Annotated in this window: 26 protein-coding genes; 10 read left to right on the forward strand and 16 right to left on the reverse strand. The window is 73.5% G+C overall.

The annotated features are described in order from the left end of the window. Nucleotides 1-230: 230 nt before the first annotated feature. The 3 genes from ACIRGB_RS01425 to ACIRGB_RS01435 are packed head-to-tail and all read left to right on the forward strand — an operon-like array spanning nt 231 to nt 3,290. Nucleotides 231-1,523, forward strand: coding sequence for a magnesium transporter MgtE N-terminal domain-containing protein (locus ACIRGB_RS01425; RefSeq protein WP_403857403.1), 1,293 nt, complete (start codon nt 231-233; stop codon nt 1,521-1,523). After that, nucleotides 1,513-2,112, forward strand: a complete 600-nt coding sequence (locus ACIRGB_RS01430) for a DUF1003 domain-containing protein (RefSeq protein ID WP_403857406.1) — start codon at nt 1,513-1,515, stop codon at nt 2,110-2,112. Before ACIRGB_RS01425 ends, ACIRGB_RS01430 begins: the two co-directional genes overlap by 11 nt. A gap of 44 nt (nt 2,113-2,156) precedes the next feature. Beyond that, the gene (locus ACIRGB_RS01435) at nt 2,157-3,290 is read left to right on the forward strand and encodes an Mrp/NBP35 family ATP-binding protein (RefSeq protein WP_403857409.1); all 1,134 of its coding nucleotides are present in this window, start codon (nt 2,157-2,159) and stop codon (nt 3,288-3,290) included. 84 nt (nt 3,291-3,374) lie between these two features. On the opposite strand, the gene ACIRGB_RS01440 is transcribed toward ACIRGB_RS01435, so the two are convergent. From ACIRGB_RS01440 to sigE, 5 genes are all read right to left on the reverse strand, one after another. Next, nucleotides 3,375-4,046 (reverse strand): hypothetical protein, encoded by a 672-nt coding sequence (locus tag ACIRGB_RS01440; RefSeq protein WP_164273098.1) that lies wholly within the window; start codon nt 4,044-4,046, stop codon nt 3,375-3,377. Between the two features lie 228 nt (nt 4,047-4,274). After that, nucleotides 4,275-4,736 (reverse strand): sec-independent translocase, encoded by a 462-nt coding sequence (locus ACIRGB_RS01445; RefSeq protein WP_403857412.1) that lies wholly within the window; start codon nt 4,734-4,736, stop codon nt 4,275-4,277. Nucleotides 4,737-4,882: 146 nt separating this feature from the next. Beyond that, on the reverse strand, nt 4,883-7,213 hold the full coding sequence (locus ACIRGB_RS01450; protein WP_403857415.1) for a trypsin-like peptidase domain-containing protein: 2,331 nt from the start codon (nt 7,211-7,213) through the stop codon (nt 4,883-4,885). 94 nt (nt 7,214-7,307) lie between these two features. Next, the gene (locus tag ACIRGB_RS01455) at nt 7,308-8,297 is read right to left on the reverse strand and encodes a zf-HC2 domain-containing protein (protein ID WP_403857418.1); all 990 of its coding nucleotides are present in this window, start codon (nt 8,295-8,297) and stop codon (nt 7,308-7,310) included. Beyond that, nucleotides 8,294-8,965, reverse strand: coding sequence for an RNA polymerase sigma factor SigE (sigE, locus tag ACIRGB_RS01460; RefSeq protein WP_385953736.1), 672 nt, complete (start codon nt 8,963-8,965; stop codon nt 8,294-8,296). Before sigE ends, ACIRGB_RS01455 begins: the two co-directional genes overlap by 4 nt. 247 nt (nt 8,966-9,212) lie before the next feature. On the opposite strand from sigE, the gene ACIRGB_RS01465 reads away from it, so the two are divergent. Continuing rightward, nucleotides 9,213-9,911 (forward strand): O-methyltransferase, encoded by a 699-nt coding sequence (locus ACIRGB_RS01465; RefSeq protein ID WP_307852241.1) that lies wholly within the window; start codon nt 9,213-9,215, stop codon nt 9,909-9,911. A gap of 135 nt (nt 9,912-10,046) precedes the next feature. Here ACIRGB_RS01465 and ACIRGB_RS01470 read toward each other — a convergent pair whose 3' ends face one another. Continuing rightward, nucleotides 10,047-10,214 (reverse strand): DUF3117 domain-containing protein, encoded by a 168-nt coding sequence (locus ACIRGB_RS01470; protein WP_003966491.1) that lies wholly within the window; start codon nt 10,212-10,214, stop codon nt 10,047-10,049. Nucleotides 10,215-10,595: 381 nt separating this feature from the next. Between ACIRGB_RS01470 and ACIRGB_RS01475 the strand changes: the two genes are divergently transcribed. Beyond that, nucleotides 10,596-11,399, forward strand: a complete 804-nt coding sequence (locus ACIRGB_RS01475; RefSeq protein WP_403857421.1) for an enoyl-CoA hydratase/isomerase family protein — start codon at nt 10,596-10,598, stop codon at nt 11,397-11,399. 33 nt (nt 11,400-11,432) lie between these two features. Here ACIRGB_RS01475 and ACIRGB_RS01480 read toward each other — a convergent pair whose 3' ends face one another. Both ACIRGB_RS01480 and ACIRGB_RS01485 read right to left on the reverse strand, forming a co-directional pair. Continuing rightward, nucleotides 11,433-12,017 carry a DNA-3-methyladenine glycosylase I gene (locus ACIRGB_RS01480; RefSeq protein ID WP_403857424.1) on the reverse strand — a complete coding sequence of 195 codons (585 nt, stop codon included), beginning with the start codon at nt 12,015-12,017 and terminating at the stop codon, nt 11,433-11,435. Beyond that, entirely contained in the window at nt 12,014-12,373 is a 360-nt protein-coding gene (locus ACIRGB_RS01485; RefSeq protein WP_356371480.1) for a DivIVA domain-containing protein, read from the reverse strand. Before ACIRGB_RS01485 ends, ACIRGB_RS01480 begins: the two co-directional genes overlap by 4 nt. Before the next feature lie 199 nt (nt 12,374-12,572). Here ACIRGB_RS01485 and folP point away from each other — a divergent pair, with 199 nt between their 5' ends. Beyond that, nucleotides 12,573-13,433 carry a dihydropteroate synthase gene (folP, locus tag ACIRGB_RS01490; protein WP_403858173.1) on the forward strand — a complete coding sequence of 287 codons (861 nt, stop codon included), beginning with the start codon at nt 12,573-12,575 and terminating at the stop codon, nt 13,431-13,433. Between the two features lie 96 nt (nt 13,434-13,529). Here folP and ACIRGB_RS01495 read toward each other — a convergent pair whose 3' ends face one another. Together ACIRGB_RS01495 and dapE are read right to left on the reverse strand one after the other, a co-directional pair. Next, nucleotides 13,530-14,288 carry a TIGR00730 family Rossman fold protein gene (locus ACIRGB_RS01495; RefSeq protein WP_403857429.1) on the reverse strand — a complete coding sequence of 253 codons (759 nt, stop codon included), beginning with the start codon at nt 14,286-14,288 and terminating at the stop codon, nt 13,530-13,532. A gap of 108 nt (nt 14,289-14,396) precedes the next feature. Then, nucleotides 14,397-15,476: a succinyl-diaminopimelate desuccinylase gene (gene dapE / locus ACIRGB_RS01500; protein ID WP_403857431.1), complete on the reverse strand. Its 1,080-nt coding sequence runs from the start codon at nt 15,474-15,476 to the stop codon at nt 14,397-14,399. An 83-nt stretch (nt 15,477-15,559) separates the two neighbouring features. Here dapE and ACIRGB_RS01505 point away from each other — a divergent pair, with 83 nt between their 5' ends. Further along, entirely contained in the window at nt 15,560-16,528 is a 969-nt protein-coding gene (locus ACIRGB_RS01505; RefSeq protein WP_403857434.1) for a heavy metal transporter, read from the forward strand. Nucleotides 16,529-16,865: 337 nt separating this feature from the next. Next, complete coding sequence (locus ACIRGB_RS01510; RefSeq protein ID WP_403857437.1) at nt 16,866-17,297, forward strand: ATP-binding protein; 432 nt, start codon at nt 16,866-16,868, stop codon at nt 17,295-17,297. Nucleotides 17,298-17,509: 212 nt separating this feature from the next. Here the strand turns inward: ACIRGB_RS01510 and ACIRGB_RS01515 are convergent, their stop codons facing one another. Then, complete coding sequence (locus tag ACIRGB_RS01515) at nt 17,510-18,607, reverse strand: bifunctional succinyldiaminopimelate transaminase/glutamate-prephenate aminotransferase (protein WP_403857440.1); 1,098 nt, start codon at nt 18,605-18,607, stop codon at nt 17,510-17,512. A 115-nt stretch (nt 18,608-18,722) separates the two neighbouring features. Continuing rightward, complete coding sequence (gene fdxA / locus ACIRGB_RS01520; protein ID WP_003973842.1) at nt 18,723-19,043, reverse strand: ferredoxin; 321 nt, start codon at nt 19,041-19,043, stop codon at nt 18,723-18,725. A gap of 140 nt (nt 19,044-19,183) precedes the next feature. On the opposite strand from fdxA, the gene ACIRGB_RS01525 reads away from it, so the two are divergent. Together ACIRGB_RS01525 and ACIRGB_RS01530 are read left to right on the forward strand one after the other, a co-directional pair. After that, nucleotides 19,184-20,200, forward strand: coding sequence for a GNAT family N-acetyltransferase (locus ACIRGB_RS01525; RefSeq protein ID WP_403857443.1), 1,017 nt, complete (start codon nt 19,184-19,186; stop codon nt 20,198-20,200). A 41-nt stretch (nt 20,201-20,241) separates the two neighbouring features. Then, the gene (locus ACIRGB_RS01530; RefSeq protein WP_403857446.1) at nt 20,242-21,126 is read left to right on the forward strand and encodes a transglutaminase-like domain-containing protein; all 885 of its coding nucleotides are present in this window, start codon (nt 20,242-20,244) and stop codon (nt 21,124-21,126) included. Nucleotides 21,127-21,192: 66 nt separating this feature from the next. Here the strand turns inward: ACIRGB_RS01530 and ACIRGB_RS01535 are convergent, their stop codons facing one another. The 4 genes from ACIRGB_RS01535 to ACIRGB_RS01550 all read right to left on the reverse strand — a co-directional run bounded on the left by ACIRGB_RS01535 (nt 21,193) and on the right by ACIRGB_RS01550 (nt 25,242). Beyond that, nucleotides 21,193-23,535 carry a hypothetical protein gene (locus ACIRGB_RS01535; protein ID WP_403857449.1) on the reverse strand — a complete coding sequence of 781 codons (2,343 nt, stop codon included), beginning with the start codon at nt 23,533-23,535 and terminating at the stop codon, nt 21,193-21,195. Between the two features lie 155 nt (nt 23,536-23,690). After that, nucleotides 23,691-24,113, reverse strand: coding sequence for a DUF6113 family protein (locus tag ACIRGB_RS01540; protein WP_403857451.1), 423 nt, complete (start codon nt 24,111-24,113; stop codon nt 23,691-23,693). Continuing rightward, nucleotides 24,110-25,006: an N-acetyl-1-D-myo-inositol-2-amino-2-deoxy-alpha-D-glucopyranoside deacetylase gene (gene mshB / locus ACIRGB_RS01545; protein ID WP_403857454.1), complete on the reverse strand. Its 897-nt coding sequence runs from the start codon at nt 25,004-25,006 to the stop codon at nt 24,110-24,112. The genes ACIRGB_RS01540 and mshB overlap by 4 nt, the downstream gene beginning before the upstream one ends. A 41-nt stretch (nt 25,007-25,047) precedes the next feature. After that, on the reverse strand, nt 25,048-25,242 hold the full coding sequence (locus tag ACIRGB_RS01550) for a hypothetical protein (protein WP_403857457.1): 195 nt from the start codon (nt 25,240-25,242) through the stop codon (nt 25,048-25,050). Between the last annotated feature and the right edge of the window lie 175 nt (nt 25,243-25,417).

Consider the following 25,417-nt stretch of genomic DNA (forward strand, 5'->3'; position numbering starts at 1 on the left):
CGAACCGACCGGGCCAGGGCGCAGCGTACCGGGGCCGTGCGGGGCGGACGGAGCCAGTCCGTCCGGACCGGCCACCAGGGCGAGGCCGATGGGGACGGGCTAGCCTGAAGCGCGTCCGAGCGGGCAATTCGGAAAAGAGACACCGTACGCATCAGCCTTCACGCACTCCCACTCGACTTTCACGCACTCCCACCCGACTCCGCGCAGCGGAAGGAAAGGAGGCCGCGGCCATGGCAGCGGGCGCCCCCCGGATCTTCGTCTCCCATCTCTCCGGCATCGCCGTCTTCGACCCGGCCGGCGACCAGGTGGGACGCGTGCGCGATCTGGTCGTCATGCTCCGCGTGGCCCGCAAACCCCCGCGGGTGCTGGGCCTGGTCGTCGAACTCACCACCCGCCGCCGGATCTTCCTGCCCATGACCCGGGTCACCGGCATCGAGTCCGGCCAGGTCATCACCACCGGCGTGGTCAACGTCCGGCGCTTCGAGCAGCGGCCCACCGAGCGCCTCGTCTTCGGCGAGCTGCTCGACCGGCGCGTCACGCTCGCCGAGACGGGTGAGGAGGTCACGGTGCTCGACCTGTCGGTGCAGCAGTTGCCCGCCCGCCGGGACTGGGAGATCGACAAGGTCTTCGTCCGCAAGGGCCGCAAGGGCGGCGCCTTCCGCCGCAACAAGGGCGAGACGCTGACCGTGGAGTGGTCCGGCGTCACCGGCTTCTCCGTGGAGGAGCAGGGGCAGGGCGCCGAGAACCTGCTGGCCACCTTCGAGCAGCTGCGCCCCGCCGACCTCGCCAACGTCCTGCACCACCTGTCCGCCAAGCGCCGCGCCGAGGTCGCCGCCGCGCTCGACGACGACCGCCTGGCCGACGTGCTGGAGGAGCTGCCCGAGGACGACCAGATCGAGATCCTCGGCAAGCTGAAGGAGGAGCGCGCCGCGGACGTCCTGGAGGCGATGGACCCCGACGACGCGGCCGACCTGCTCGGCGAGCTGCCCGAGGCGGACAAGGAACGGCTGCTGAGCCTGATGCAGCCCGACGACGCGGCCGACATGCGGCGCCTGATGGCGTACGAGGAGCACACGGCCGGCGGTCTGATGACGACCGAGCCGATCGTGCTGCGGCCCGACGCGACCGTCGCCGACGCCCTGGCCCGCATCCGCCACCCCGACCTGTCCCCGGCGCACGCCGCCCAGATCTACGTCTGCCGGCCGCCCGAGGAGACGCCGACCGGCAAGTACCTGGGCACGGTCCACTTCCAGCGCCTGCTGCGCGACCCGCCGTACACGCTGGTCGGCTCGATCCTCGACGACGACCTGCAACCCCTGGAGCCGGACGCCGCGCTGCCCGTGGTCGCCGGGTTCTTCGCCGCGTACGACATGGTCGCGGCGCCCGTCGTCGACGACTCGGGGGCGCTGCTCGGCGCGGTCACCGTGGACGACGTACTGGACCACATGCTGCCCGACGACTGGCGGGAGACCGAGTACCACCTGGACGAGACGACGGGGGAGGTGGGCTCCGATGGCGCCTGAGCGCGAGACGACGGCCCGGGAGCGCGCCACGTCGGGGGCGACCGCGTCCTCCCGCGCCCGGACCCGCCTGGACCAGCCGCGTCCGCCGCGCCGCAGGCTGCTGCCCGAGTGGGACCCGGAGTCCTTCGGCCGGCTGTCGGAGCGCGTCGCGCGCTTCCTGGGCACCGGGCGGTTCATCGTCTGGATGACGGTCGTCATCATCCTGTGGGTGGTGTGGAACGTGTCGGCCCCGAGCGGGCTGCGCTTCGACGAGTACCCGTTCATCTTCCTCACGCTGATGCTGTCGCTCCAGGCCTCCTACGCCGCGCCGCTGATCCTGCTCGCGCAGAACCGGCAGGACGACCGGGACCGGGTCAACCTGGAGCAGGACCGCAAGCAGAACGAACGGTCGATCGCGGACACCGAGTACCTGACCCGGGAGATCGCCGCCCTGCGCATCGGGCTCGGCGAGGTCGCGACGCGGGACTGGATCCGCTCCGAGCTCCAGGACCTCGTCAAGGACCTTCAGGAGCGGCAGAACGGCCACCACGCCGACCGCGGCGTATTCCCGGCGGATCGGCCCGCGGGGCGTGACGTACACGACCGCTGACGGGGCTTTCCGCGCCCCATGGGCGGCGCCGTACCATCGTGTCTATGGCTACGGAAGACGCGGTGCGCGAAGCACTGGCGACGGTGAACGACCCCGAGATCAACCGGCCCATCACCGAGCTGGGGATGGTCAAGTCGGTGGAGATCGGCGCGGACGGAGCGGTCGCGGTCGCCGTGTACCTGACGGTCTCCGGCTGCCCCATGCGGGACACGATCACGCAGCGCGTGACGGAGGCGGTCTCGCGGGTCGACGGCGTCACGCGCGTCGACGTCGAGCTGGACGTGATGAGCGACGAGCAGCGCAAGGAGCTGGCCACCGCCCTGCGCGGCGGCCAGACCGAGCGCGAGGTGCCCTTCGCCAAGCCGGGCAGCCTGACCCGGGTGTACGCGGTGGCGTCCGGCAAGGGCGGCGTCGGCAAGTCCTCGGTGACGGTGAACCTGGCGGCCTCGATGGCGGCCGACGGTCTGAAGGTCGGTGTCGTCGACGCCGACATCTACGGCCACTCGGTGCCGCGCATGCTGGGCGCCGACGGGCGTCCCACCCAGGTCGAGAACATGATCATGCCGCCTTCGGCCCACGGGGTGAAGGTCATCTCGATCGGCATGTTCACCCCGGGCAACGCGCCGGTCGTCTGGCGCGGCCCGATGCTGCACCGCGCGCTCCAGCAGTTCCTGGCCGACGTGTACTGGGGCGACCTGGACGTCCTGCTGCTCGACCTGCCGCCCGGCACCGGCGACATCGCGATCTCGGTGGCGCAGCTGGTGCCGAACGCCGAGATCCTGGTCGTGACGACCCCTCAGCAGGCCGCCGCCGAGGTGGCGGAGCGGGCCGGCGCGATCGCCGTGCAGACCCACCAGAAGATCGTCGGCGTGGTGGAGAACATGTCCGGGCTGCCCTGCCCGCACTGCGGCGAGATGGTCGACGTGTTCGGCACCGGCGGCGGTCAGACGGTCGCCGACGGCCTCACCCGCACGACCGGGGCGTCGGTGCCGGTCCTCGGCGCCATCCCGATCGACGTCCGGCTGCGCGAGGGCGGCGACGAGGGCAAGCCCGTCGTGCTGTCCGACCCGGACTCCCCGGCGGGCGCGGCGCTGCGCTCGATCGCGGGCAAGCTCGGCGGCCGGCAGCGCGGCCTTTCGGGGCTGTCGCTGGGGATCACGCCGAAGAACAAGTTCTGACGTCCCGTACGGGACACCCGGTACACGGGTACGACGAAGGGCGCCGTCCGCCGGGACGGCGCCCTTCGTCGTACCCGCGGCCGGCTAGGCGTACGCGGCGATGTCCTTGACGACGGCGAAGGCCAGCCCGTACGCGCTCATGCCCCGCCCGTACGCGCCGAGGTGCACGCCCTGCTCGGTCGAGCCGGCCAGCACCCAGCCGAACTCGGACTCCCGGTAGTGGAAGGGCGTCGGCACGCCGTCCACCGGCAGGGACAGCGTCGTCCAGTCCTCGCCGTCGAGGTCGTCCGCGAGGACCCAGGCGGTCTCCGTCTGCTGCTCCAGCCAGTCGTCGCGCAGCGAGTGGTCCATCTGGCCGGGCCAGGTGAAGGACAGCAGCCCCACTCCGGCGAGCCAGGCCGCCGAGGACACCGAGGTGGCCTCCAGCAGGCCGGTGCCGTCGGCGCTGCGCCGGTCGGGGTTGGCCGCGACGGTCACGACGACCGCGAACTTCTCCTTGGCGTCCTGCTCGTCGCCGGCCACGTGCTCGTTGCGGACCGACGGTTCGTCGCCGTGCCCGATCGAGCCGTGTTCCACGGCCCCGTCGGCCGCCGTACCGATCTGCATCAGCCAGCGCCGTCCCGTGAAGGCCTCGTCGAGGCCGTACCACGGGAAGGGCGCACGCAGGTAGCCGTCGACCGTACGCCGGCCGGAGGGGGACTGTGGTCCGCCCTCCGCGGCCGGCGCCTGCGCGACTGCCCGACTCGTCGTCTCCATGTGCCCGGACGCCTCCTCGCTCTCGTCGGGCCGGCACGGCCCGCCCCCCTTCGGGCGCACTCGTCCGGTCCGCACAACAACTCGGGCAGCATAGCCATCCCACTGGCGGCAGCCGGGAAATCGCCCGGCGCGTGGGCCGCGCGGGCGTCGCCTTCGGGGCCTGTGCGCCCCGTCCGGAGTATGAGACACGTCACGTTCGCGGTCCGCGGGGCCGGACGCGGGGTGGGATCAGGTGGCGTCCATGTCGAAGGGCGGACGGTCGTCGGCGGGCTTGCCGGTCTTCCCGGGCGTCTCGGGCTTCTTCGACATGTCGATACGACCGCCGCCCGAGCCGGAGGACGACGAGCCGGAGGACGAGGGCTCCGTGTCACGGCCGTGGACCGCGTCGGTGACCTCAGCCATCTCCTTCTTCAGGTCGAAGCCGTTGCGGATCTCCTTGAGCCCCAGCTCGTCGTTGTCCAGCTGCTTGCGGAGGAACGTCTTGGGGTTGAGGTCCTCGAACTCGAAGTCCTTGAACTCGGGGCCCAGCTCCTGGCGGATGTCCTGCTTGGCGCTGTCCGAGAACTCCCGGATCTTCCGGATGGTGCGCGTCACGTCCTGGATGACCTTGGGGAGCTTGTCCGGACCGAAGACGAGCACGGCGAGGACGACGAGCGTCACCAGCTCTAGTGCGCCTATGTCATTGAACACCTGAAGCTCCTTGGGATGTCCGGGCCGCCACCACGGTACCCGTCGATCCCGTCCGACCGGTACCGTCCCGTGAGCCCCGAGTGGGTGTACGTGAGCGCTTTCCGAATTGTTTGCCTTCCTGGCGCCTTGTCGGACCTTCCCCGGGGTCAGTCACCGCCGGAGGAGCCGAGCACCAGTGAGACCTCGGTCTCCTTGCCGTCGCGTTCCAGGGTCAGTTCCAGGCGGTCTCCGGGGCGGTGGGCGCGGGTCTTGACGATGAGTTCCTCGCCGGAGTGCACGCGCTGCCCGTCGACCGCGGTGATCACGTCCCCGGGCTTGATGCCGGCCTTCGCGCCGGGGCCGCCGGTGGTGACCGCGGGGCCGCCGTCGCCGTCCTTGGCGCTCACGCGGGCGCCGTCGCCCGTGTAGTTCATGTCGAGGGTGATGCCGATGACCGGGTGGGTGGCCTTGCCGGTGTTGATCAGTTCCTCGGCGACGCGTTTGCCCTGGTTGACGGGGATGGCGAAGCCGAGCCCTATGGAACCGGCCTGGCCGCCATCCGACTCGGCGCTGCCGCTGTCGGCGGAGCGGATGGCGGAGTTGATGCCGATGGCCCGGCCCCGCGCGTCCAGGAGCGGACCGCCGGAGTTGCCGGGGTTGATGGGCGCGTCGGTCTGCAGGGCGTCGACGTACGAGACGTCGCTGCCCTCGCCCTCCTCGCCGCCCGCGGTGATGGGCCGTTCCTTGGCGCTGATGATGCCGGAGGTGACCGTGCCGGCCAGGTCGAAGGGGGCGCCGATGGCGACGACGGGGTCGCCGACGCGCACGTTGTCGGAGTTGCCGAGGGGCATCGGGGTGAGGCCGCTGACGCCCTTGACCTTCACCACGGCGAGGTCGTACCCGCTGTCCCGGCCGACGACGGTGGCCTCGGCGGTGTCGCCGCTGTTGAAGGTCACGGTGATCTCGCCGCCGGAGCCCGCGGGCTCCACGACGTGGTTGTTGGTCAGGATGTGGCCCCGGTCGTCGAGGACGAACCCGGTGCCGGTGCCGGCCGCCTCGCTGCCGCTCACGTGCAGGGTCACCACGCTGGGCAGGGCGCGCGCGGCGATGCCGGCGACGCTGTCCGGGTCCCGCCCGGCCGCCTCGGGTCCGGCCTGGGGCAGCTCCACGGTGCCCACGCCGCCGTTCCGCTCCAGGTGGGCGCCCACGACGCCGCCGATGCCGCCGGAGACCAGGGCGATGAGCAGCGCCCCGCCGACGAGCACCTTCGCACCCGGCCGACGTCGCCGCTTCGGCGCACGCTCGGCCACGTCGTGAAGCTGGGCGGAGGCGGCCCAGGGGTCGTAACGCCCCCACGGATCGGCGGTGGGTTCGGCAGCGGCCCCCGGGGTCGCCGGCCCCGCCCACGGGTCGGGGGCCGGGGCGGCGCCGGGGGGCGTCGTGTCATACGCCGGGACGGCGGCGGGGGGCGTTGCGTCGTGCGCCGGGGTGGCGGCGGGGGGCGGCGCGTCGTGCGCCGGGGCGGCCGCCGCCGGGTGCTGGTCCTGCCCGGCCCGCGGCACCGGAGGCGGGGCATCCGCGAACGCCGGGTCGGGCACCGCACCCGGAGGCGGCGACCCGGACGACGCGCTCGCGGGAAGCACCGGGGAGTGCGGGGTCGCCGGTGCGGGCGTATGGGGCGCGGGCGGGGTCTCCGGTGCGGGTGTGCCGGACGCGTGCGGGGCTGCCGTCGCCGTGCCGTGCGCGGGCGGGGCCGCCGGTGCAGGCGTGCCGGGCGCGTGCGGGGCCGCCGGTGCGGGCGAGCCGGGCGCGTGCGGGGCCGCCGTCGCCGTGCCGGGCGCGTGCGTGGCCGCCGGTGCAGGCGAGCCGGACGCGGGCGTGGCCGCCGGTGCAGGCGAGCCGGACGCGGGCGTGGCCGCCGGTGCAGGCGTGCCGGGCGCGTGCGGGGCCGTCGTCGCCGTGCCGTGCGCGGGCGTGGTCGCCGGGTGCTGGACCGGCGGAGCGGGGGCCCAGGGGCCCGGCTCACCGTACGGCGGGGTGCTGTACGGGTCGGGTTCGTGCAGCGGCTTGGGCCGCTCGGCGGCGGGCGCGGTGTCGGCGGACGGGGCGGAGCCGGTCGCCGCGTGGGCCCTTGAGCTCACGTCCTCGGCCGGAACGGCGTCCTGGGCCGGGACAGCGCGCCGGTCCCCCTGCCGAGGCAGACCGGCGTCGGCCGGCTCGGGGACGTCGGCTCCCGACCGACCGTCCCGAAGAAGCCCACCGGCGTCCGTCGGTTCGGGGTGCTCGGGCCGGGGGAGGTCCAGTTCGTAGTCGCCCTCGTCGGTCGGGCGGGGCGGCGCCGGGCGTTCCAGCTCGAAGTCGCCCCCGTCGGTGGCCGTGCCCGTGCCCGCGGTGGGGTTCGGGCGGGGGCGTTCCAGTTCGAAGTCGCCGTCGGGTGCGTCTTCGGACGAGCGGGGACGACTCCACCACTTCGCCTTCGTGGGCTTCCCCTCGTTCATGTTCTCCCCCGCAGCTGGCCGCAGATCGTCGGCTCCAAGGGCTCTGGCGCCACCCCGGATTCAATCAGGTTCGCGGACCGGCGCGCAGATCCCGTCAGCGAACCGGAGGGTAGGAGGCGGCCGGGGAAGCCGCGGGGTAGGGGGACGGCACCGGGTCGGGGGCGGTGAGCAGGCCGGGCGGCCTGACCTCGGGGGCCTTCGACCAGGAGCTCAGGGGGAGCGGCGGAACGGCTTCCAGCGGACGTATCAGCGGGGACATGACGGCGGCACCGGCCGTCACCGGAGCGGTCAGCGCCCGGACGGCCTGCTGCCGTGCCTCGCTCCCGGCGGGGGCCGGCATCCCGGGCAGCAACGGCGCGGAGGCGCTGGTGGGCGCGACGGGGGTGTCGCCCCGTGCCCGCTGGCCCTGCCCGAGCAGCGGACCGACCGTGCGGCGGCGCTGGCTCTCGGAGCCGGTGGCCGCGGCCGCGCCCGGGGTGCGCAGCGGCGTCACGTTGCTGCCGCTGCCCGAGCCGCGTGCCTCGGTGGTGGTGTCCGGGGTGCCGAGGGTGACACCGCCCAGCGCGATCGCGGCCAGCGACACCGCTCCGGCGGCGACGAAGGCGAACCGCAGCCCGCGGGAGGCCGAACGGTCGGACTCCTGCCGGTGCACGTCGTGGATCCGGAAGCCGCGCCCCGACGGGGAGTGCGGCAGCACCGAGGCGTGCGACCGGGCGCGGACGTAGTCGAACTCGAACCGCTCGCCCCGCCTCGGGCCGAGGACGCCGGGGCTCGCGGACGTGCCGAAGCCTCCGGTCAGTCCGGCGAGCGGCGGGCCGCCACCGTCCGTGTCACCGCCGCCGGGGAGTCCCTGGAGGCGGGCGAGGAAGCTCTCGGAGGGGGCCGGCGGGGCCGCTTCCGCGAACACGTTCTTCAACCGGCGCTGGGCGTCGACCTCCGCCTTGCACTTCGGGCAGGTCGCCACGTGCGCCAGCACGCGCTCACGCGCGTCATGACCGAGCTCTCCGTCCACCAGGGCGGAGAGTCGGTCTCCCAGGTGCTGCTCTGCGAGGTGTCCCTCGGTCTCAGGCCGTGATCCGCTCACGCGCTCGTGCCCCCTCCTCCCAGTGCGGGGACACCGGCCGCGAACGAGCGGCGGTCGGCCCGCGCCTTGGGGGAACGGTGCGCGAGCGCCTTGCGCAGCTGGGAACGGCCGCGGTGGATGCGAGAGCGGACCGTGCCGAGCTTGACGCCGAGGGTCGCGGCGATTTCCTCGTACGACAGCCCCTCGATGTCGCACAGGACGACGGCGGCACGGAACTCGGGCGCGAGGGTGTCCAGCGCCTGCTGGACGTCCGCGTCGAAGTGGGCGTCGTGGAAGAGCTGCTGCGGGGTGGGCTCCCTGCTGGGCAGGCGCTCGGCCGCGTCGTCGCCGAGCGCGTCGAACCGGATGCGCTGCTTGCGGCGGACCATGTCCAGGAAGAGATTGGTGGTGATGCGGTGAAGCCAGCCCTCGAAGGTGCCCGGCGTGTAGGTCGACAGGGACCTGAAGACGCGGACGAAGACCTCCTGGGTGAGGTCCTCGGCGTCGTGCTGGTTGCCCGTGAGGCGATAGGCGAGGCGGTAGACCCGGCCGCTGTGGGTGCTGACGATCTCCTCCCAGGTGGGCGGAGTCCACGCCTGCCCGTCCGCGTCGCTGGAGAAGGTCGCGGTCTGGGCGGATCCCGTCGCGGGACCGTCGGCGTGGCTGTGGTCAGCAGCGGTGTCGTTCACGGATTTCGGCCTGCCTGCCGATCCGAGGAAGCGCCGCAGCACTCCGCCCCGATCCGCGGGTGCGGCCGCACCTCCCCTGTCGGCTCTGGTGGTGTCCAGTGGAGCCCCTACCATAGCCACCTCGCCCGTTAGCTCCGGATAAGCGGTTTTACGAGAATTTGATCTGCGCCCGTACGGCTCGTCCCCGGGCCGCTCGGTCGCCGTCTTCGGTTCCGCCTTCTTGCTTCCCCTTTTAACGACTGGTCCCATCTGCGGGTTCCCGACGCCAACGGATACAGTCACGCCGAGGCAACGACGGGGACAGGAGAGGGTCATTACCGGCAACCGGCAGACGAGCTGGGCGTTCGCCGACGCCTATGTCGCCGAGGACGACGCGCTGCTCTGGGCACGTGACCGGGCCCGCGAGGCGGGTCTGCGCTCGGTGACCCCGGGCACCGGCTCCGCCCTGGGGTTGCTCGCCGCCGCCGTGGACGCCAAGGCGGTCGCGGAGATCGGCACCGGCTGCGGTGTCTCCGGAATCCATCTGCTGCACGGCATGCGGCCGGACGGGGTACTGACGACGGTCGACCCGGAGCCGGAGCACCAGCAGTTCGCCCGCCAGGCCTTCCGGGCCGCGGGCTTCGCCAGCAACCGCGCCCGGTTCATTCCCGGGCGCGCCCTGGACGTGCTGCCCCGGCTCGCGGACGCCGGTTACGACCTCGTCTTCTGCGACGGCGACCGCCTGGAGTACCTGGACTACCTCGCTGAATCGTTGCGTCTGCTGCGCCCCGGGGGCCTCGTCGCCTTCGAGGGCGTCTTCGGCGCCGGCCGCACGATCGACTCGGGACCGCAGCCCACCGAGGTGCTGCGGCTGCGGGAAGTCCTGCGCGCGGTGCGCGAGAGCCAGGAACTGGTGCCGTCACTGCTCCCGGTGGGCGACGGACTGCTGTGCGCCGTGAAGCGCTGAACCGAAGTCGCACGGACGACGCTCACCCGAATGCCGAAGAAAAAAAGCCGGACGCCGGGAAAGGCCGTCACACGACAACCACCCCGGCACCATGTGCGGTACCGGGGTGATTGCACGGGTATGGTCGCTCGCGCGTCAGCCGACGACCTTCTTGAGAGCGTCGCCGAGCGCGTCGGCCTCGTCGGGGGTCAGCTCGACGACGAGCCGCCCGCCGCCTTCGAGCGGAACGCGCATGACGATGCCCCGCCCCTCCTTGGTCACCTCGAGCGGGCCATCGCCCGTCCGCGGCTTCATGGCCGCCATGCTCGTTCCCCTTCCTGATACCAGCTCACCGTCACCGGCGACGGCCCGTGAGGGCACGCGCATTCCGGCAAGGACGCGCGACACCGGCATCGAACACATTGCTTCCCAGCCATTATCCCGCATCCCAGGACCCGATGACCAACATCGGTCGGCATCGCTTGGGCAACGCACGCGAGCAAAACCACTCAATTCGGCGATGTGACTGCGATACTGCGCGCCCTCACACACTTCCACCGAATGGATACGGACCGGATTTCTTTGACGCAGGTCACACCTCCTGAGCGATCCGTTCCCGGTGATCTCCGTCATGCTGTCTCCCGGACGCATGCCACCGCATGGCGCCGCACGACACTGCATGACCCGACGCGGAGGGGATTTCCCATGGCCGACACCGTGCTCCACGAAGTGAGCGACGGGCTCGCGACGATCACGCTGAACCGCCCCGAGGCGATGAACGCGCTGAACATCGAGACCAAGGTCGCGCTCCGGGACGCGGTGCGCTCCGCGGCGGCGGACGACGCCGTACGGGCGGTGCTGCTGACCGCGGCCGGGGAGCGCGCGTTCTGCGTCGGCCAGGACCTCAAGGAACACATCGGGCTGCTGGCCGCCGACCGGGAGACCGGCTCGGGGCAGACGATGAGCACGGTGCGCGAGCACTACAACCCGATCGTGCGGGCGCTCGCCGAGGCGAAGAAGCCGGTGGTCGCCGCCGTGAACGGCGTGGCGGCCGGGGCGGGCCTCGGTTTCGCGCTCGCGGCGGACTACCGGATCGTCGCGGACACGGCGGCGTTCAACACCTCCTTCGCGGGCGTGGCGCTCACCGCGGACTCCGGCGTCTCCTGGACGCTGCCGCGCGTCGTCGGCCCCGGCCGCGCCGCCGACCTGCTGCTCTTCCCGCGCAGCATCGGCGCGCGGGAGGCGTACGAGCTGGGCATCGCCACCCGGGTCGTCCCCGCCGCCGACCTGCGCGCCGAGGCCGAGAAGACGGCGCGCGCGCTGGCCGAGGGGCCGACGGTGGCGTACGCGGCGCTGAAGGAGGCGATGGCGTACGGGCTGACGCACTCGCTCGCCGAGACGCTCGACAAGGAGGACGAGTTGCAGTCGCGGGCGGGGTCCTCCGAGGACCACGCGATCGCGGTGCGGGCCTTCGTCGAGAAGGAGAAGCCGAGGTACCTGGGCCGGTAGGCGGCCCGTGCCGGACGGCGGGCGCCCGGCGGCTCAGCTCCGGCGGGCCACGCAGGCCGCCAGGTGGTCGTCGACCAGCCCGCACGCCTGCATCAGCGCGTACGCCGTCGTCGGGCCGACGAAGCGCAGGCCCCGCTTCTTCAGGGCCTTGGACAGCGCCGTGGACTCCGGGGTGACGGCCGGGACGTCGGCGAGGGTCTTCGGGGCCGGTCGTCCGGCCGGGTCCGGGGCGTGCGACCAGATCAGCTCGTCCAGCTCGCCGGGGGCCCACTCGGCCAGCACGCGCGCGTTGGCCAGGGTCGCGTCGATCTTGGCGCGGTTGCGGATGATGCCGGGGTCGGCGAGGAGGCGCTCGCGGTCGGCCTCGGTGAAGGCCGCGACCTCGGCGATCTCGAAGCCGGCGAAGGCGCTGCGGAAGCCGGTGCGGCGGCGCAGGATGGTGATCCAGGACAGGCCGGACTGGAACGCCTCCAGGCTGAGCCGCTCGTACAGGGCGTCGTCGCCGTGGACCGGGCGGCCCCACTCGTCGTCGTGGTACGTGACGTAGTCCGCGGTGGAGAGCGCCCAGGGGCAGCGCAGCGCGCCGTCCGGGCCCGCGATGGCCTCCCCGGCGCTCACTGCTGCTCCTCCTGGGCCGGCTTGTCCATGACGACGTGGCGGTGGGCCGCCGCGGCCCGGGCGCCCGCCAGCGCGGACTCCAGGTCGGCGATCCGGGCGTCCCGCTCGGCCAGCTCGGCGCCGAGGCGGCCGAGGGCGTCGTCGACGTCCGCCATGCGGTAGCCGCGGACCACCAGCGGGAAGCGCAGTCGCTCCACGTCGCCGCGGTCCACCGGACGGTCCGGGGGCAGCGCGTCCCGTACCCGCTCGGGTGCGGCGTCGGGCAGCGGCCCGCTCTCGCCGCCGCCCACCACGGCGAGCGTCACCGCGGCCACGACGACGGCCAGCGCGATGACGAGGAACAGGAACATGACCATCGCTGGGCCCCCATGGTCGGGTCGGAGTGCGGCAGGAGTCCGGGCCGGTTGTGCCGGACTGTTGTGCCGGAGTCGGTTGTGTCGGGTCCGATCGTGCCATGCGAGTCTGACAGCCGGGACCGCGGTCGTCGAAGGACCGTGCGCCCGAGGTCGAGAGCGGCACGAGAGAAACGGTGTGGTCGAGGAGATGTCACAGGGGATGCTCAGGCTGGGCAGGCGCGAATTCGCGGCGCACGAGCCGGTGATCATGGCGATCGTGAACCGGACCCCGGACTCCTTCTACGACCAGGGGGCCACCTTCCGCGACGAGCCCGCCCTCGCGCGCGTGGAGCAGGCGGTGGCCGAGGGCGCCGCGATCATCGACGTCGGCGGGGTGAAGGCGGGCCCCGGGGACGAGGTGTCGGCAGCGGAGGAGGCGCGGCGGACGGTGGGCTTCGTCGCGGAGGTCCGGCGGCGCTTCCCGGACGTCGTGATCAGCGTGGACACCTGGCGGCACGAGGTCGGCGAGGCCGTGTGCGAGGCGGGCGCGGACCTGCTGAACGACGCGTGGGGCGGCGTCGACCCGAAGCTCGCGGAGGTCGCGGCCCGGTACGGGGTGGGGCTGGTGTGCACGCACGCGGGCGGCGCCGAGCCGCGCACGCGGCCGCACCGGGTGGCGTACGACGACGTGATGGCGGACATCCTGCGGGTGACGCTGGGACTGGCCGAGCGGGCGGTGGGGCTGGGGGTGCCGCGGGAGGCGGTGCTGATCGACCCCGGGCACGACTTCGGGAAGAACACCCGGCACAGCCTGGAGGCGACGCGGCGGCTCGGGGAGATGGCGGAGACGGGGTGGCCGGTGCTGGTGTCCCTGTCGAACAAGGACTTCGTCGGGGAGACGCTGGACCGGCCCGTGAAGGAACGGCTGATCGGCACGCTGGCGACGACCGCGGTCTCGGCGTGGCTGGGGGCCCGGGTGTACCGGGTGCACGAGGTGGCGGAGACCCGGCAGGTGCTGGACATGGTGGCGGCGATCGCCGGGCACCGGGAGCCCGCGGCGGCCCGGCGGGGCTTGGCCTAGGACTTCGGCGGGCGCCGGCCCGGGGCTTCGGCGGGGGTGGGCCCGGGGCTTCGGCGGGGGTGGGCCCGGGGCTTCGCCCCCGCCCGTGACGCGCCGCTACCGGCCCGCCTCCTTGGAGACCAGGGCCACGGCCTCGTCCACGTCGTCCGTGACGTGGAAGAGCATGAGGTCCTTCTCCGCGGCCTTGCCCTGGGCCACCAGGGTGCCGCGCAGCCAGTCCACCAGGCCGCCCCAGTACTCGGAGCCGAACAGGACGATGGGGAAGCGGGTCACCTTCTGGGTCTGCACCAGGGTGAGGGCCTCGAAGAGTTCGTCCAGGGTGCCGAGGCCGCCGGGCAGGACGACGAAGCCCTGCGCGTACTTCACGAACATCATCTTGCGGACGAAGAAGTAACGGAAGTTCAGGCCGATGTCGACGTAGGGGTTGAGCCCCTGCTCGAAGGGCAGCTCGATGCCCAGGCCGACCGAGGTGCCCTTCGCCTCCAGGGCGCCCTTGTTGGCCGCCTCCATGGCGCCGGGCCCGCCGCCGGTGATGACGGCGAAGCCCGCCTCCACCAGGCCGCGGCCCAGCCGCACGCCCGCCTCGTACTCCGGTGAGTCCGCGGCCGTACGGGCGGAGCCGAAGACGCTGATGGCGGGCGGCAGTTCGGCCAGGGTGCCGAAGCCCTCGATGAACTCCGACTGGATGCGCAGGACGCGCCAGGGGTCGGTGTGCACCCAGTCCGTCGGGGCGCGCTCGTCCAGCAGCCGCTGGTCCGTGGTGCTCTTCTGCACCTTGTCCCGCCGCCGGAGGACGGGGCCCAGGCGCTGCTCCTCCGGTGGCCGCTTCTTGCCCTCGGGGTTGCCGGTAGCCATGCGCGCTCCCTCCAGTTGCAGGTTCTTCCACCTCAGCGTAGATCTACGCGGGTTACGTACGAGGGACCTCAGCATGTCCGCCACGCAGCGACATAAACCCGCGGTGGATCAAGCCGTCAGCCACGACCGCAGGCGTTCCTCACCGGCGAGGATCTTCGCCACCTCGACCCGCTCGTCGCGCTTGTGCGCCAAGTGCGGGTTGCCGGGGCCGTAGTTGACCGCCGGGACGCCGAGGGCGGAGAAACGGGACACGTCCGTCCAGCCGTACTTGGGCTGCGGGGTGCCGCCCACGGCCTCGATGAAGGCCGCTGCGGCCGGGTGGGACAGCCCCGGCAGGGCCGCGCCGCTGTGGTCGTCGACCACGAACTCCGTCACCCCGCAGTCCGCGAACACCTCCCGGACGTGGGCGAGGGCGTCCTCGGGGCTGCGGTCCGGGGCGTAGCGGAAGTTGACCGTGACCACGCACTCGTCGGGGATGACGTTGCCCGCGACCCCGCCGGTGATGCCGACCGCGTTCAGGCCCTCGCGGTACTCCAGGCCGTCGATGACCGGGTGGCGCGGCTCGTACGCGGCCAGGCGCGCCAGGATCGGGGCGGCGGCGTGGATGGCGTTGGAGCCCATCCAGGAGCGCGCGGAGTGCGCCCGCTCCCCCGCCGTCTTCAGCAGCACCCGCAGGGTGCCCTGGCAGCCGCCCTCCACCTGCCCGTCGGACGGTTCGAGGAGCACCGCGAAGTCGCCCTCCAGCCACTCGGGGCGGGCCTCGGCGACGTGCTTCAGGCCGTTCAGCTCGGCGGCGACCTCCTCGTTGTCGTAGAAGACGAAGGTCAGGTCGCGGTTGGGGGCGGGGACGGTGGCCGCGATGCGCAGCTGGACGGCGACGCCCGCCTTCATGTCGCAGCTGCCGCAGCCCCACAGCACCCCGTCCTCGTCCAGCCGGGACGGGACGTTGCCGGCGATCGGCACGGTGTCGATGTGGCCGGCCAGGACGACCCGCTCCGCGCGGCCCAGGTCGGTCCGGGCGACGACGTTGTTGCCGTACCGCTCGACCGACAGGTGCGGCAGGGCGCGCAGGGCGCTCTCGATCGCGTCCGCCAGGGGCCCCTCGGTGCCGCTCTCGGACGGGAAGTCGACGAGCCGCGCGGTAAGCTCCGCGGCGTCCAGCGTGAGGTCAAGCGGGGTATCGGCCATGGCCCCGACCCTAACGCCCTGCCCTTTCGGGCAGAGTCCGTACCCGGCGGACACCGGACCCTACCCTCCAGTACCTTGTACGCGTGCTCCAGCCGTCCCCACCCCGCAAACGCCGTGGCCGCCTCGCCCGTTCGGGCGCCGCCTCCCTGGCCCTCCTCGCGGTCGCCGGCTACCTGGCGGTGCAGTACGTCACCGGGGGCGGGGGCGCCCCGGGGTGCAGGGTGGCCGGGGGCGGGGGCGACCGGGCGGCCTACGAGTTCACGCCGGAGCAGGCGGTGAACGCGGCGACGATCACCGCCGTGGGCACCGCGCGCGAGTTGCCCGAGCGGGCTGTGACGATCGCGCTGGCGACCGCGCTCCAGGAGTCGTCGCTGCGCAACCTGGACCACGGCGACAAGGACTCGCTCGGCCTGTTCCAGCAGCGGCCCTCGCAGGGCTGGGGCAAGCCCGAGGAGATCATGGACCCGGTGTACTCGGCGGGCCTGTTCTACGACCACCTGGTCGAGATCCCCGGCTACCTGGACCTGCCGCTGACCGACGCCGCCCAGCGCGTGCAGCGCAGCGCCTTCCCGTACGCCTACGCCAAGCACGAACCGGGCGCCGAGCTGCTCGCCGCCGCGCTGACCGGGCGGTCCGCGGCGACGCTGACCTGCGACGGGCTCCCCGGGACGGCCAAGGAGAAGGGCCCGGACGCGGTCCGCGCGGCGCTGGTACGGGACTTCGGGGACGACGTGCTCCGCCCGGCCGGCGCCGAGGTGGGCGGCGACGCCGCCTCCGCCCGGCCCGCGGCCGGCTCCGACGAGCGGACCGTGACGCTGCCGGTGACCGGCGGCACCGGTTCCGGCGCGGCCGGGGAGCGTGTGCGGCGCGGCTGGCAGCTGGCGCACTGGGCGGTGGCCAACGCCTCCTCGCTGCACATCCAGCGGGTCACCTACGCGGGCCGGGAGTGGACCGCGGGCAACACGGACAGCAAGTGGAAGCCGGCGGGTGCCGCGGGCGCCCAGGGCGCGGAGCGGGCGGCGGGACCGGTGCGGATCACCTCCACCCGGTAGCGCGCGCGTACGAAGCGTCATCTGCGCGAGTGACCCGCGGCGGTCCGTGGCCGACGCGGAGGACGGGTTTTCGCACCCTCACCCGCGAATGCGTCGGAGCCCAGGAAAATCAAGGGCCGTAAGGATTCAGCAGACTTTCCGACCGGCGCCCTTTTGCCCGTTTTTCTGTGCACCTGATAATGCGACGCATTACCAACTCTTTACGTTGGGCCGCCGCAACCTTCGTGGCTCTCGAGCGGTAGTCACTGCGTCCGAGCCCGGTCGATCACTCTCCGGTCGCCCTCCGGGCCCGGTCGGATTACCCATCGTTGTCGTCGACTTACGTCGAAGGAGCATCATGTCCCTCCCCCTGACCCGTCGGATCGCCCGTGCCGCGCTGCTCGTCGCTGCGGGAGCGGCTGCCGGGGTCGGTGCGGCCGGCTCCGCCAGCGCGGCGCCCGAACTGCCGGCCACCCCGAACCTCGGGGGACTGACCGCCCTGGACGGGGCGAACGTCGGCAACACCGCCGCCTCCGCGGCCGAGAGCGTCACCGGGACCGCGGGCGACACCGGCGGCAAGGCCGTCAAGAAGGCCGTGCCGACCGCCGGCAAGACCGGTGGATCGGTCGTCAAGAAGGCCACGCCGGCGGCGCAGAACGCGGCCGGGGACGCGGCGGGCTCCGCCGGGGACATCGTGGGTGACACGGCGTCGACCGCCACGAAGGGTGGGCTGCCGACGGAGGCGCTGGGCAAGGGGGGGCTGCCGGTGCAGGGGCTGCCGATCGGCTGAGCGCCGGGCTTGTACGGCGCCGGGGTCCAGGTTTCTTTCCTGGGCCCCGGCGTTTTGCTTGCCTACGCCTGCAGTGGGCGTGTCTTGGCCGTGGCCCGGCGTCGGGCGCTGTGCCCACCCTCCCCCATTGCCTTAAAGGCATGGGAGGTACCCCCATCGCCCTGCGGAACGACTGCCCACAGCGGGGGGGGGGAGCGGCGCCCGCAGGCGGGTCAGGGCTGCAGGCGCTCGACCGCTGCGTGAACGCGTTCGTCTGTCGCTGTCAGGGCTACGCGGACGAAGTTTTCGCCCGCCGGGCCGTAGAAGTCGCCGGGGGCCACCAGGATGCCGCGGTCGGCGAGGTGGGCGACCGTGGCCCAGCAGGACTCGTCGCGGGTGGCCCAGAGGTAGAGGCTGGCCTCGCTGTGCTCGATGCGGAAGCCGTGACCGAGCAGGGCCTCGCGCAGGGCGGTGCGGCGGGCCGCGTAGCGCTCGCGCTGGACGCGGACGTGCTCGTCGTCGCCGAGGGCCGCCACCACGGCGGCCTGGGTCGGCGCCGAGGTCATCATGCCGCCGTGCTTGCGGATCTCCAGGAGCGGGCCCAGGACCGCCGGGTCCCCGGCCAGGAAGGCCGCGCGGTAGCCGGCGAGGTTGGAGCGCTTGGAGAGGGAGTGGACGGCGACCAGGCCGTCGTACGAGCCGCCGTTGACGTCCGGGTGGAGGACGGAGACGGGGGCCGCCTCCCAGCCCAGCTCCAGGTAGCACTCGTCGGAGACGACGAGGACGCCGTGCTCGCGGGCCCAGGCCACGATGCGGGTCAGCTCGCCCTTGGAGAGCACCCTGCCGGTCGGGTTCGACGGGGAGTTGAGCCAGAGGAGCTTCAGGCCCGCCGGGTCCAGCTCGGTCGGGTCGTCGTACGCCTCGTACTCGGCGCGGGCCAGGCGCGCGCCGACCTCGTACGTCGGGTAGGCCAGGCGCGGGAAGGCCACCTTGTCGCCGGGGCCGAGGCCCAGCTGGGTCGGGAGCCAGGCGACGAGTTCCTTGGAGCCGACGATGGGCAGCACGTGGCGGTGGGTGACGTCACGGGCGCCGAGGCGGCGCTCCACCCAGCCGGTGATCGCGTCGCGCAGCGCCGGGGTGCCCCAGACGGTCGGGTAGCCCGGGGAGTCCGCCGCGTCGACCAGGGCCTTCTGGATCAGCTCGGGGACCGGGTCGACCGGGGTGCCGACCGAGAGGTCGACGATGCCGCCGGGGTGGGCCGCGGCCGTCTTCTTGTACGGCTCCAGCTTGTCCCAGGGGAAGGTGGGAAGTCGGTCGGAGACTGCGGACACGGTGGGTGGCTCCCTTTCCTCGTGAGCGCCCGGCACGGCAAACGCCTCGGTCCCGTACGGCGCCGATCGGGGATCGGGCCGTACGGGACCGAGGCGGCGCGGGTGCGGGCCGCTCTTACTGGTTCTGCGGCGGCAGCGCGGCGACGAAGGGGTGGTCGCGCTCGATCAGGCCCAGCTTGCTGGCGCCGCCCGGCGAACCGAGCTCGTCGAAGAACTCGACGTTCGCCTTGTAGTAGTCCTTCCACTCCTCCGGAGTGTCGTCCTCGTAGAAGATCGCCTCGACCGGGCAGACCGGCTCACAGGCACCACAGTCGACGCATTCGTCCGGGTGGATGTACAAGGACCGCTGGCCCTCGTAGATGCAGTCGACCGGGCACTCCTCGATGCACGCCTTGTCCTTCACGTCGACACAAGGCTGCGCGATGACGTAGGTCACGCTGTCGTTCCTCCTCGATAGGGCGCTGGCGGGCCTCCTCAGGCTCCGCCGCCTGGCGCGCGGGAGCGCGGCGTCGTCGATGCCCGCCCCTAGTATCTCCGTTCTTGGGCATGATCCGAACAGGAGGGGTGGACCGACCCGTGGAAATCTCTGCCGCAGGGCGGCTTGAGGTCCGTATCACCGCTGCTGACGTGGGCAAACGAGTCTCCGTACGGCGCTTGAGCGAAGCTGGTGTCGCGGGCGAGAAGTTCACCGACACGGTCGGTGTTCTCACATCATGGACCGACGGTGTGCTGCTGATCACACGAAAGAGTGGCGAATCCGTGCGTGTCGCGGAGTCCGCCCTGGTCGCCGGAAAGGTCGTGCCGGCCGCGCCCGCCCGCCGTCGCGGCCCCGCCGCGTCCTACGAGGAGCTGGCGCGGGTCGCCGCGCGGGCCTGGCCGCCGGTGGAGAGCGAGCGGCTCGGCGGGTGGGAGCTGCGGGCGGCCGGGGGCTTCACCCGGCGGGCCAACTCCGTGCTGCCGCTCGGCGATCCGGGGCTGCCGCTAGACGAGGCGCTGACGGCCGTACGCCGCTGGTACGGCGAGCGCGGGCTGCCCGCGTACGTCCAGACCGCCACCGGCGCCGAGGGCACGCAGGAGCCGCTGTGCGCGGAGCTGGAGCGGCGGGGCTGGGTCCGCGAGGTGACGGCCGAGATGTGGACGGGCGGACTCGCTCCGGTCGCCGATCTGGCCGAGGGCACCGGTGTGGTCCTGTCCCGGGCGGCGGACGAGGCGTGGCTGGCCCGGTACCAGCGCAAGGGCGTGAGCGACGTGGCCCTGCGGGTGCTGGGCGCCGGGCCGTCGGTGTGGTTCGCCACGGTGCCCGGTGCGGACGCGACGGGTGTCCCGGCGGCGATCGGACGGTGTGTCGTGGACGGGCGCTGGGCCTCCTTCGCGGCCGTCGAGGTCGACCCCGCGCAGCGGCGCCGGGGGCTGGCGACCACCGTCATGGCCGCGCTGGCCCGGCGGGCGCTCGACGAGGGCGCGTCGGCGGCCTGGCTCCAGGTGGAGACGGACAACGCCGGGGCCCGGGCGCTGTACGCCGGAATGGGCTTCGCCGCGCACCACGCCTACCACCACTACCGGGAACCCGGGGACACCGGGACGGACCGGTGATCCGTCGCCGTGACATCGCTGTGAAAGGGCACGAGCCGGCCATGCCTCATCCTCATCCACCCCAGCCCCCGTCGCCGGAGCGTTCGGCCGAACTGCGGCGGCGGTTCGCCGAAGAGGCGCGGTCCGAGCGGCCCGACCTGGCCACGCTGTGCCTGCTGGTGGCCGCGGAGGCGGACGGGACGCTGGACGAGGCGGGGCTGGACGCCGCGCAGGTGGAACTGGACCGGCTGGCCGGGCAGCTGCCGTTCCGGCCGGGTACGCCGCGGGCCTGGGCGGTGGCGCTGCGGGACCTGCTCGGCGAGCGGTACGGGTTCCACGGGGTCGCGGCCGACTACCAGCGGCTGGAGTCGTCGCTGCTGCACGAGGTGCTGCGGCGCCGGCGCGGGCTGCCGATCCTGCTGTCGGTGGTGTGGATCGAGGTGGCCCGGCGGGCCGGGGCGCCGGTGTACGGGGTCGCGCTGCCGGGGCACTTCGTGGTCGGCTTCGGGGCGGAGCCGGGGCCGGGGTCCGGGCCGCTGGAGGAGCGGGTGCTCGTCGACCCGTTCGACGGGGGGCGGCTGCTGAGCGGGAAGGACGCGGAGACGCTGGTCGCCGGGGCGACGGGGGCGGAGCTGCGGCCGTCGATGCTGGAGCCCGCGGCGCCGTTGGACGTCGTGTCGCGGGTGCTGAACAACATCCGGGCGTGGGCGGCCAGGCGGCCCGAGCAGTCGGCGGTGGGCCTGTGGGCGGTCGAGCTGGCGCTGCTGTTGCCGGCGCATGCGGCGCGGTTGCGGTACGAGCGGGCGCGGTTGCTGGTGCAGCGGGGGGATTTCCTGGCCGGGGCCGGGGAGTTGGAGGCGTACGCGGAGGTGGTGGGGGCGGTGGACGGCGATGCCGCCGAGGTGGTGCGGGGGGAGGCCCGGGCGGCTCGGGCGATGCTGAACTGAGGCCGTCGCGGCCGCGGCGGCGGGGCGCCCGGCGAGTGCCGGGCGCCCCTCATTCCTGTTGCCGTGTCAGCTGGGGTCGGTGTCGATGACGGCCACCCGGTCGGTCTTGCTCTTCAGGGCCTGGCGCATGGCGCCGTAGACGTCCTGGGGGGTGACGGCGGTCTTCTCACCGTTGGCCCGGGTGATGAGCACACCGTCGAAGGTCTGGCCGTACAGCTCCTTGAGGGCGTTCAGGTCGGGCTTGTCGACGAGCTTGCCGTCGACGGCCGTGACCCTGAGGAACTTCCACAGCGACTTCTCGGGGCTCATCGGGATGGAGTGCGCGGGGTCCGTCTGCACGGTCACCCTGGCCGACATGGCCGGCTCGGCGAACTCCTTCAGCATCCGGTCGACCTCGGCCTTGGAGACCGTGGGCTCCTTGGTGGTCGTCGGCACGTTCACCGCGGCGGCGGTGCCCGTCTCCACCTGGGAGCGGTACGCGGCCTCCACGGCCTCGGTCGACTTGGCGACGTCAATGCCCTTGCCGGCCTTGCCGTACACGGGGACGGCCTTGCCGGACTCGAACTTGATCGTGCCCTCGGTCACCGACCCGGCCCCGCTCGCGGCGTTCGCCAGGGCGGCGTGCAGCTTCTCCTCGTCGACGGGCATGACCGGTTCGACGACCCGCTTCTGGCCGAAGAGCGAGCCGATCACGGACATCGGGTTGTAGTCGCTCGTCGCCGCGTCGCTGGCCGTGGCCTGGGTGTCGAGCTGGAGTCCCGCCTGGTCCGGCTTCAGGGAGACGGTGTCGCCGCCCACCGTGAGCTTGAGCGGCTTGGCCGCGCGGACACCGAGGACCGCGTCCAGCTTCTCGACGGCGTCGTCGCGGGTGCCGCCGCCGATGTCGACGCCGAGCACGGTGGTGCCCTTCGGCACGTCGGAACGGTTCATCAGCAGGCCGGCGCCGTAGGCGACACCGGCGACGACGACCAGCCCGCCGGCGAGCAGCGGGAGCTTTCCCCGGCCCTTCTTCTTGGCGGCCTTGGCGGGCTTGGCCGGGCCGGCCGGCGGCGCGGAGACCGGCTCGGGCAGCTTGGGCGGCGTGTGCGGCAGCGGCCCGTCGCCGGACCCGGCCGGGAACGGTGCGGTGCGCTCGCCCGGCACCACGGGGATACCGCTGGTGACGGTGTTGCCGGAGATGTTGTCCGGGTTGCCCATGCCGGGGGGAACCGGCCGCTGCGGGGTGAGGATCGCGGTGTCGTCGCTGAGCCCGCCGCCCGGGCCCGGGCGGGTGGCGTCCGGGCCCGCGCCGGGACCGGAGCCCGCGGGCCCGCCCAGGCTGCCCGGGCCGCGCAGGCCGTTGGGCGCGGGCTCACGCGGCCCGGCCGGCGCTCCGGGGCCGCCGGACATCCCCAGGTCGCCGAGGTCGCCGACCGGGGGCGGCGCCAGCCGGCCGTCGCCGGTGACCGGACCGCTCGTCGGGCCCGCGGGGCCCTGGGGTCCGTTGCCGTAGGGGGACTGCCCGTTCAGGCCGTTCTGCTGCCCGCCGGGGGCGCCGGGGCCCGGGGCGGCCTGCCCGTCCTCCGCGAAGTACGGCAGGTCGTCGCGGCGCGGCTCGCCACCGGCGTCGCCGCCCGGCCGGGAGCCGTTGCCGCTGCCGTTGCCGTTGCCGTTGCCGTTGCCGTTGCCGCCCAGTGGACCGGCCGCCAGCGCCTCGGTCACGTCGAAGGAACCGGTGCCGCCTCCGTGGCCGGGCGCCACGGGCCCACCGGTGGCACCGGCACGGGGGGCGCCGCCCGCGGAGCCGGGCCGGGAGCCGCCGGGCGCGCTCATGGAGCCGACGACACCACCGGGACGGCCACTCCCGCCGCCCGGCCGCGCACCGGCACCCGAAGCACCCGCGCCCGCGGTACCCGCCCCGCGCGGGCCCTGCGCACCCGCGCCCCCGGCGGCCGCCGCGGAACCGCCGGGCAGACCGGCGCCGTTGGTGGAGCCGCCACCGGGAGTGCCCTTGCCCGGGCCCGACTTGCGGGGCGCGAACCAGTCGCTGGTCGGCCTCTCCTCGGCGGACGGGCCGGTCTCGGCGGGCGCCTCGTCAGCGGCGGCCGTGGGCGCGGCGGCACTCGGCGCCGGCGCGGGCCGCTCGCCCGTCGTCTCCGTGTCGTCGGCGGTGTCGGCGGCATCCCCGGTGTCCGCGACGGGCTTGCGCACGACGACCGGCGGAATGGGCCGCGACCCGGGGATGTTGATCCGGATCCGGGTCGTCAGCGTCGTCTCGGTCTTGCGCTCCTCCGGTCGCGCGGCCGAACGGCTCGCGTCCGCACCGGCGTCGGAAGCCGTGGGTGTCCCGTAGGGCGGGGTGCCCGACGGGTATGCGGCTCCGCCGCGCCCGTGGGGCCCGGAGGACGAACTGTCAGTTTCACGACTCAAGGCAGGTTCTCCCGGTTGGCTCCGCCGCCCGTCACGCCTTCAGCGGGCGGCTCGGCGGCGCGCACCACCATACTGGCCACTCCTCACGCGTATCCCGTGACCGCCGGGGAAACCCACACGGGACTCGCACGCCCGCGGCACGGCGGAGCGGTACGTCACTTGCGAAGTCGGGCGGAGCCGCCGTCCGGTTGCCGCACCGGCGCGAGGGTGGCGCAGATCACAGCAACGGCGATACCGCCGAGCAGGAAGAGATAGGAGCCGGCACCGGCGGCGAAGAGGAAGTCGCCCTCCGGCCGGCTGGTGGTGAGCAGCACCACGGCGAGCCCCCAGCCGAGGGCGGGCGCCACGGCCCCTCCCCGGCGCCCCACGGCACGGCCCGCCCCGACGCACAGCCCCGCCTCGGCGGCCAGCGCGAGCAGCAGTCCGCCCGGGAACCAGGCCGGCTGCACCAGCGCGCCCGCCACGCCGAGGACGGCGCCGAGCACGAAGAGCCCCACGTACAGGGCGGCCCGGCCGGGCGAGGGCGGGCGCAGGGGCTGGGCGAGTGCGGAGCCCGCCGGCTCGTCGCGGCCGCTCACGACGCCGCCCCGGTCGCGGAGACCCCTGCGGTCCCGGCGATCCCGGCGAACAGGTCGCTCTCGAGGCCGTCGCCGCCGCCCCGCTCGCCGCGCACCAGTTCGTAGTGCTCGGTGGCGAGGAGGGGCTGGGCCAGGTCGTTGGAGAGGACGAAGTACGGTCCGGCGACCGTGATCTGGGTGGCGTGCGCGCGCATCGCGGCGGCCTTGGCGGCGGCGTACGCGGTGCCCTCGCCGCGGATCTCGGTGGTGATCCGCTCGTCGTCGACGACGCCCGGTACGTCCTCGACGCCGGCCGCCTTGTCGAACGGCAGGCCGGGCAGGTCCTCCCGGAGCCGGGCGAAGGCGTCCTCCGCGTAGGAGCGGGGCACGCGGTTCCAGTAGACCTTTTCGACGGGGCACCCGGCCTCGGCCGCCAGCTCCACCGCCCGCATGGCGATGCGGTGGGCCTGGATGTGGTCGGGGTGGCCGTAGCCGCCGTTCGGGTCGTAGGTGACGAGCACCTGGGGCCGCACCTCGCGGATCACGTCGAGGAGCAGGGCCGCGGCCGCGTCGACGTCCGCCTGCCACAGGCAGCCCGGGTCGTCGTTGTCGGACAGTCCGCTCATCCCGGAGTCGGCGAACCGCCCCGGTCCGCCGAGCAGCCGGAAGTCCTCGACGCCGAGCGCGCGCATCGCGTCCGCCAGCTCGCCCCTGCGGTGCCCGCCGAGGGCGGGTCCGGACAGGTGGGCGAGCGCGGGCGGAATGACCTCGCCCCGCTCGCCGAGGGTGCAGGTCACCAGCGTCACGTGCGCGCCCTCGGCCGCGTACCGGGCCATGGTGACGCCGTTGTTGATCGACTCGTCGTCCGGGTGCGCGTGCACCAGCAGCAGACGCCGGGCGGGTGGTTCCGTCATGCCCCCACCTTATGAGGCCCGCGCCGGCGTCGGCAGCGGCGTCAGAAGTTGATGCTCTCGATCACCCCGGCGATGTTGGTCGTCAGATCATTGATCGTGGGAGCGATCGTCGAGGAGGCCAGGTAGAAGCCGAGGAGCACGCACACGATCGCATGGCCGGCCTTCAAGCCTGACTTCTTGACCAGCAGGAAGACGATGATCGCCAGCAGCACAACCGCCGAGATCGAGAGTGCCACGGCGGCTCACCTCCAATGGGCCCAGGGACACGGGGGGTCGGTCGCAGTCAAAGCTCGGGGCAGATAAATCCACGCAACGGAGCACCTGGTTGATACCCACTATGCGCTAGTGATCATAACTATCCGTGCGCGCGCATCCCTCGGCGCACGGCCGCACAAGGGGGCGCATGGCCAA

The sequence above is a fragment of the Streptomyces sp. NPDC102490 genome, from assembly GCF_044765285.1.
Classification (GTDB): domain Bacteria; phylum Actinomycetota; class Actinomycetes; order Streptomycetales; family Streptomycetaceae; genus Streptomyces.